This window comes from Streptomyces olivaceoviridis (genome assembly GCF_014650115.1).
GTDB lineage: Bacteria > Actinomycetota > Actinomycetes > Streptomycetales > Streptomycetaceae > Streptomyces > Streptomyces olivaceoviridis.
Map to the genome: position 1 here is coordinate 55,878 of NZ_BMUI01000036.1, position 6,000 is coordinate 61,877.

The window sequence follows — 6,000 nt, forward strand, 5'->3', positions numbered from 1 at the left end:
CTACACAGTCAGTTGCGTCGCCTGGGGTGGGACGTTCGTTGCGGAACTCGCCAGGCGGCCTGGCCCCTTCGCCCCAGCCGCCATGGCTGCCCGAGCGCGATATGCGTCGATCGCGCGTTCCAGACAGGCCGCTGTGAACCCGGGCAAGGGGCTGCCGGTCCAACCTCCGTAGCGGGCCTTGATCTTTCCTCTGTTGGGTCGGGTAACTCCCACCTCGCGCAGCAGCGCGCACAGATCGGGTCCGATGGTATTCGGGTGGTGTGCCAGCGCAACGGCCAGATCCCGTGATGCCATCTCCTGCTCCGGCGTAGCGGCGACCACCGCATACGCCCGCGCAAGGAGAACAGGAACCTCTTGGTCATCTGGGGCACAGTACTGCTGAGCTACGCCTCGCGCCGGGTTGCTGGCCGTGCTTTCAGCAACCTCTGACTGAGAGGCGCGAACGAGCCCTGCGGGGGGTGAGGCAGTATCCATCGCTGCAAGAAGGCCACTCAGCTCACGCCAGGAGATGCCCGCGCTCAGTGCCTTCCCCACAAGAGCGCCGACTCTTTGGCCCGACTCTTGCGCCTGAGCCCAGATTTTGCGTGCCGAGCTCGACAGCTCGTTGTGCTCTTTGACGCAGCGCGCCAGCTCGGCCATATGACTGGTGTGTTCCATGACTACAGAACGGTCCTGGTACCACCGAAGATGCGGGGAATGACGTGGCCAAGCTGGCCGGGCGGTTCCTCGCCCCCGACGAGACCCTTGCCCCTGACCCGGAGCCCGTGGCGTCGGAGGCGTTCACCGTGCCCGCACCCTGCCACGGGGTTCGAGGCCGTGCCAGCGGGGCGCCGAGCGGGGTAACTACGGCCTGCCTAGTAACAGTCCGGAAGCTAAGGAGAGGTACACCCCTCACCTGCGGCTCTATGTCATGAGCCCGGCCAGGGCCCGCCAGTGGATCGCCGCGAACATCGGGCCGCGCGGTGGACGTGATTACCGGCTGTGCAAGGCATGCCGACCGAGCGAGCCGTGACGGTGACCTGCCGGTTTGACCGGGCGTCTCACCGTGGTCGCCATCGTTGCGCGGGCGGTGGTGGCGAAGGCGCGGCCCGAGGACTTACAGCACATACTTCCCGGCCTGGATCAGGTCCTGGCCGCGCTGGCCCTGTTCCTCCCGTGGGGGCGCGGGCGCGTGGCCCGGCCGGTGCGCCGCCGGTGCCCGTGCGGTCCGAGCGCAGAGGAGGCCGCGGTGACGGCCGGGGGTCAGGGCGCCGGCGGCTGGCTAAAGGGCGCGGCCTGGTCGGCGGGTTGGTCCAGCTGCTGCTGGCGGCGGCGCTGTTCGTTGCGGTGGTCCTCGACTCGCTGGGTGAACTTCTTCAGCGCCTCGTCCTCCTGGCCGGGCCCGTACTCGCTGTACGGGCCGATGCCGAGCCGGACGGCGTTGGCCTCCTCCTCGATGGCGTCGGCGGTCTGCTGGAGGAAGTAGCTGCGCTCACGGAACTTGTAGTAGCCGGTGAACATCGCGGCCACCGTGATGGCGAAGCTGATCGCGGTCAGGGTGACGCTCTGCCAGGTCAGCTCCTTGCCCGTGTCCAGGGCCGCGATGGTGGTCGTGGAGGCCGACCCGATCATGATGAGGGTCTGCAGCCGGTTGTGGATGCTGCGGTACCTGCGGCTATCCGCTTCGTACTGCTCAACCAGGGAAGCAACGTCTTCTCGGTACACGTTGCGGCGCAGCGTCAGCGACGGCGGGACCGCTGCGTTCATGATGCGCTCGGTCAGATGAAGGACTTCAAGGTCATCTTCCAGTTTGGCAAGGGGCTCCGGTTTCCGCAGCCGCGCATCAACTACGACGCACGCGATACAGAGTCCGCTCACGCTGGCACAGAGGATGGCTGGCCCGAGAAGGAAAAGGAGGGAGGACCTCTGCCAGTTCCACACCGTCCAGCCGATGCCCACCACGAGGGCCAGGCCAGCAACCGAGATGGCCATCCGACGCTTGCGGACCGCTGAGCGGGCCCGAGCCAGCTTACGCTCAAGTCGCGCAGTGTCGATCTGCAATTGACCCCAATTGATCATCTGTTCCAGAGGGGTGCCGGTGACGTTCGCAGCGGGCTGGGCTTCAGCGTCAGCTTCGCCCTCTGCTGCTTCGCCCAGGTTTCGGACGACGTGCTCGTACGCGTCCCGGAGCCGACGAGGCGCGTCATCGTTGATGTCTCGTGATGCCATGCCGGATCAGCGGGCGAACGATTCGGTCAGGCTGATGCGGTAGCCGTCCTCTTCCATCAGCACGACGGTGACGCCGAACGGGTCGGGGGGGTCCAGCTCGATTGGGGTGAAGGAGAAGTCCACTGCGGCCTGGATCGGCGGCACCAGTTCGCCGCCGGGCTGCGGCGCGGGGGCCGGCCTCCAGTCGGGGGCGACCGACGCCCAGCCCTCGTGACTGCGGGACAGGAGTTGCTCGGTGTAGGGGAACTGGTGCAGGACGTGCCCGCCGCGGGTGGCGAGCACCATGTTCAGGCACGGCGCCGGGCCCACGATCGGCAGCTCGCAGGCGGTGGCGACGTCGTGGGTCTCCCAGGCGAGGACGACCTCGTCCGCGCCGGCCGCCGCGGCGATGTTCGCGAGTTCCGCGATCCCGGCGAGCGCGTCCTGGCCGACCTTGAGCGGGCGGACCCAGATCAGCCCGACCAGTTCGCCGCGCACCAGTGGCATCATGAGCGGGCGCGGCACGACCCCCTCGCCCAGCGAGGCGGTGTACGTCTCCTTCGCGACGCCGACCAGTCCGTCCCACATTCGCGCTTCCACGGAAGCCCCCTCCGTCTGCCGTAACGATCACTGACGACCCTGCCACGCAGGGTGATGTCGTGTCAGCGAGATGATCGGCCAGCCGAGCCGAACGAGAGGGCAAGCCAGCCATGACGCCCAAGGCCCCTTCACGGGCTAGTACTCGCATTCCGGTGCCTCGGGGCTGAAATACCGGCGGCCCGAGCCAAGTAGTCGAGTGCGGTGGCCAAGCGGAGGCGGCCCTCTTCCGACTCCTGGCCGATCCAGGTGGCCGCGTCGAGGTTGGCCGCGGCGTAGCCGATGAGGTGTCGTTGGTATCCGCCGCTGTGCTGCTCGGCGTGGCGCAGGATTGTCAGAAGTGCGGGGGCCGAGGGCCGGACCGGGATGGGCAGGCCAAGCTGTCGCACGTAAAGGTTGATCTCGTTGAGGATCTGGATGTCGTAAGCGAGTCCCTGGAATGCCTCCTGGTCGGGCAATTCGCGGGTGCGGGCCAGGTGTGCGATGTCGGGGTCGGGCTGGGTGGAGGAGAGTGGGGTGGGGGTCGGGTTGGCTGGCATGTGCCCGGTCTCCTGCTCGGGCCGCGCAGACCGGGCCGGCCGGTTCGACCCGGTATGCGCTGACGATGGGAAAGCCGCCGTGGCGACTCGGTGGTACGCGCCTGGGCGCGTGATATCCGTGGAGAGCGGCTTGGGTGAGTATGTCGGCAGCCGCAGGTGGCGGCTGCCGAGGATGTGATCGCTGACTGGTGATCAGGCTGCGCGTGGCGTCCAGGAGTACGGGGGCAAGGGATGGCCGTCCCTCATCCAGTGACAGAACTGCTGGGCGTCACGCAAAACGCCGGTGCCGGTGGCCAAGCCATCGCCGAGCTCGAAGTGGTCGACTTCGAGCAGGACGTGGTCGCCGATCTGGGGTGAGAGGCCCAGGTCCAGAACGACGTGAGCGTTGCAGGCCGCGATGAGTTTCCAGGGCCGGCCCCACGAGAAGTTGGCCCGGGGCCCTTGTCGTGAGGTGATGGTGAGGTCCTCGGAGAAGTGCTGATTGATGGCGCAGAAGACCCACATGAGACCGGTGGCGTGGGACAGCTCCTTGCTGTGTGTATTGGGAACGCTGTCCTTGGACTGCTGAAACTCCAGTTTCGTCCCGTCGCGTCCCCACACGTCCAGTCGTCGGCGACCGCCATGGCTGCGCAGCTCTGAGCGCGCAGACCCGACGACCCGCTGGTAGCACAGGGTCCACAGCTTGCGTTCCGCTGTGGTCGTCATGGGGTGTGTCACGAGGGGGAACGGGGAGGTCATGCGGCGGCCTGCGCAGTGGAGGAGAAGACAGCGAGGAATTCGCGCAGCTTCTTGCGGCTCAGTCCGTGGGCACGCAGATCGATCGCTTCGGCCTGGACGATGTCTTCGACGGTTGCTGCCTCCGGGTAGCGAGGGTGTGCGGCGGCCACCAGTTCCAGCACGTCGTAGTAGCCGCGGATCTGCTTGGACTGCCGGTTGAGGGATTTGATCGTGTCGTCGCACTCCTTCACCTTGCGCATGGCCTCCGCGACGAGGTCGCTGTCTTTGACCTGTGCCAGCGACTCCAGGCGGCGGGCGAGGCTGCTGAGCTGCTCGTAGCAGTGCGAACGAGCGGCGTTCAGCTGGACCGCGGTCGGGTTGACCTTCGGTTCGTCGTCGACCGTCGATTGCGGCGGGACGATGACCTCCTTGATCTCTCCGGTCTCGGGGTCCACCATGTTCACCCGCTGGCCTGGGACCAACTTCTCTGGCAGCGGCTCCGGCTTGTCGACCTGATGAGGCGGCAGCTGTGGACCCCGCTCGTCACGGGCCCGGGCCGCCCAGGCTGATTTGAACTGCCGCACCAATGTGGTCAAGTGCCGGATCAGCTCGATCTCTGCGTATGCGGCATTGTCGGAGGTCGGCATCGGCATCTTGCTGCGGATGTACTCCACCACGGCGACGGGGTTGTTGGGGTAGAGAGCGCTGGCGTCGTACATGTCCATGAACAGCGCCAAGGCGGCTTCCTGGTCCTCTCGCTCGTACTCGGACGGTCCGGCGTACACGGTTCCCTGGTGTTCGATGGTGTGGTAGCTCATGCCACTTCCTTTCCTGGTTGAACTGCTCGCGCTGCTGCGAGCAGAAGTTCGTGCCATTGCGTGACTGACCCGCACATCCGGTTCAGCGCCGCGAATTGTTCGGGCGGCAGGACGGCCACAACCTGGACTGGATCAAGATCCATTGATTTCTCCAGGGCCCTCATGGTCCGCAGCACCAGCCGCAGAGTGACCTCAAGGGACGAAGGTTCCTCTTTCCCGAAAACCCTCTCCTCTTCCGCACGTGCACCGGCCTTCGCTCTACGGAGCATCAATGAGGCGCTCTCCAAGGCGTCCAAGCCGCCCTCGGCGGCCAGGACGTCGAAGAACTGTGCAGGGCCCTGCGGGTCCTCGGCGACTGCCTGCAGGACACTCGCCACTAGTTGCGTATCGGCTCTCGCGGTGGCACCCGTGGGTGGGGAGGAGCTACTTGTTTGCCGCACGACAGAAACACCGAGGCGTTCACGGTAGGCCGGCCCGGTCAGAGGGGCACCGCCGCAGGCTGCAGTTTCCCGGAGTGCGGCCAGGAGGGCGTCGAACCGAGCGTGTGGATCAGCCTCGCCGAAGGTCTGGAGCGCGACCTCTCGCAGTACGGTGTAAGACGCGGTGCCGCCGGTCTCCTCCATCGCCGCCCGACGGGCAGGGGTATACCAGGCAGCCACCCGCCGGTACTGATCCACCGTGTCAAAGCTGATGCCGCGGGTCTGAGCGAACTCACCAAGGACACGGCGGATCTCTGCCGAATCGGAGGCAGGGCGTACCAGCCTCAGGATGAGATCTCCCTTGGACAGACGCGCTGCGCACGCGGCAGCCACTCCTCGGGCCTCAGCAGCATTCAGCTGGTCCCAGGCGGCCTGAACGGCACTCTCCGGCAAGACCGCATTGTGCAGTTCACGGCCCGACTCGTCCCAGAAGTTCATGCCGCCGAAGCTAGAAGCAGCCACTGACAGGGTGTACGGCGTCCGAGCTACACCGCACTCCATTCGGAACAATTACATTCGCCGGGGCGGCGCATTCATAGCAGGAAAAGAATCCTTCATCCACCGGCATCGATTTCGATAGGTGCGGCGGCGCGATCTCTCTATTGTTCGCCTAGCCTCGATCTTTCGTGACGGTCTGCCGACGGAGTCGGCAGACCGTTTCGC

6 protein-coding genes are annotated in these 6,000 nt (G+C 66.2%); all 6 read right to left on the bottom strand.

Going from position 1 to position 6,000, the window contains the following annotated elements:
- Positions 1 to 1,242: 1,242 nt before the first annotated feature.
- The 6 genes from IE273_RS44165 to IE273_RS38175 all read right to left on the bottom strand — a co-directional run bounded on the left by IE273_RS44165 (position 1,243) and on the right by IE273_RS38175 (position 5,775).
- Positions 1,243 to 2,208 (bottom strand): DUF4231 domain-containing protein, encoded by a 966-nt coding sequence (locus IE273_RS44165; RefSeq protein ID WP_229887964.1) that lies wholly within the window; start codon positions 2,206 to 2,208, stop codon positions 1,243 to 1,245.
- Between the two features lie 6 nt (positions 2,209 to 2,214).
- Entirely contained in the window at positions 2,215 to 2,775 is a 561-nt protein-coding gene (locus IE273_RS38155; RefSeq protein ID WP_189819729.1) for a hypothetical protein, read from the bottom strand.
- 140 nt (positions 2,776 to 2,915) lie between these two features.
- The gene (locus IE273_RS38160) at positions 2,916 to 3,323 is read right to left on the bottom strand and encodes a hypothetical protein (RefSeq protein WP_189819715.1); all 408 of its coding nucleotides are present in this window, start codon (positions 3,321 to 3,323) and stop codon (positions 2,916 to 2,918) included.
- A 192-nt stretch (positions 3,324 to 3,515) separates the two neighbouring features.
- Positions 3,516 to 4,028, bottom strand: coding sequence for a hypothetical protein (locus IE273_RS38165; RefSeq protein ID WP_189819716.1), 513 nt, complete (start codon positions 4,026 to 4,028; stop codon positions 3,516 to 3,518).
- A 29-nt stretch (positions 4,029 to 4,057) separates the two neighbouring features.
- Positions 4,058 to 4,858 (bottom strand): hypothetical protein, encoded by an 801-nt coding sequence (locus IE273_RS38170; protein WP_189819717.1) that lies wholly within the window; start codon positions 4,856 to 4,858, stop codon positions 4,058 to 4,060.
- Positions 4,855 to 5,775, bottom strand: a complete 921-nt coding sequence (locus tag IE273_RS38175) for a hypothetical protein (protein ID WP_189819718.1) — start codon at positions 5,773 to 5,775, stop codon at positions 4,855 to 4,857. The genes IE273_RS38170 and IE273_RS38175 overlap by 4 nt, the downstream gene beginning before the upstream one ends.
- Between the last annotated feature and the right edge of the window lie 225 nt (positions 5,776 to 6,000).